General features: G+C 31.6%; 2 protein-coding genes. Both read right to left on the reverse strand.

The window, feature by feature from the left end:
* The coding region (locus QWI17_RS09055) for a DDE-type integrase/transposase/recombinase (RefSeq protein ID WP_302722189.1) at positions 1 to 706 on the reverse strand (706 nt) is incomplete at its 3' end.
* Positions 707 to 726: 20 nt separating this feature from the next.
* Positions 727 to 998, reverse strand: a 272-nt coding sequence (locus QWI17_RS09060; RefSeq protein ID WP_302722190.1) for a transposase, incomplete at its 5' end; no start/stop codon positions are given.

The following is a 998-nucleotide window of genomic DNA, read 5'->3' on the forward strand; positions in this document are numbered from 1 at the left end:
GATGCAGAGGCTTTCCTCTAACATGTTTCATTTTTTGAGTATTTTTCAAGTAATCTTTTAACTCACTTGATACATAACAAGGTCCATTATCAGATAATAATTTTGGTTTCTGTTTCGTTTTTAATTTCGCTTTTTCAATAGCTGTTTTTACAGTTCTTTTCACATCTTCAGCTTTCATTGAACTGCATAATTCCCAATGAATAATATATCGGCTGTAATCGTCTAAAATCGTGCTCAAATAATACCATCCCCATCCAATAATTTTAAAATAAGTAAAATCTGTTTGCCACATTTGATGAACAAAATTCGTTTTATCTTTAAATTCATTCGCTGCTGAAATCAGAATGTGATTGGGCGCTGGAATTAAATCTCGTTGCTTCAATATCCGATAAACACTCGATTCCGATATATAAATCCCTAATTCATCGGTCATTTTAAAAGCCAGTTCTCTAGCAGATAATTCAGGATAATCCAAAGCTAATTCTACAATTAAATCTTTCTGAGATTCAGGAATACTATTCCATTTTCGATGCATTGAATAACGTTTAGATTCTAAACCCTCAAATCCATTTTCTAGATAATTTGAATACCATTTGTAAAATGTACTTCGTGCTATTCCAAATTCCTCTAAAGTACGTTTAACTCCAATTTCTGAACGAGTTACAGTCTGAATTATTTCATATTTTTCACTTGCTGATAATCGCATATATTTCTTAAATTTATTGATTAATCCAACGAATCCAAGGTTTTTTTTACGATATCATAACGCACAACTAAATCGGCTACAATCTCTTTTAATTGTAAATTTTCTTTGCGGAGATCAGAAACTTCATCACTTGTTGCTTCACGTGTAATATCACCAGATAATCGCTTTTTACCAGCTTCTAAAAACTCTTTGTTCCACTTATAAAATTGAGATTGTGAAATAGCATATTTGCGACAAAGTTCAGCTACTGAAATCTCAGCACGTAAGGCTTCCATCACAATTAAAATCTTTT

The sequence above is a fragment of the Gilvimarinus gilvus genome (assembly GCF_030518155.1).
In the GTDB taxonomy this organism is placed as follows: Bacteria; Pseudomonadota; Gammaproteobacteria; order Pseudomonadales; family Cellvibrionaceae; genus Gilvimarinus; species Gilvimarinus gilvus.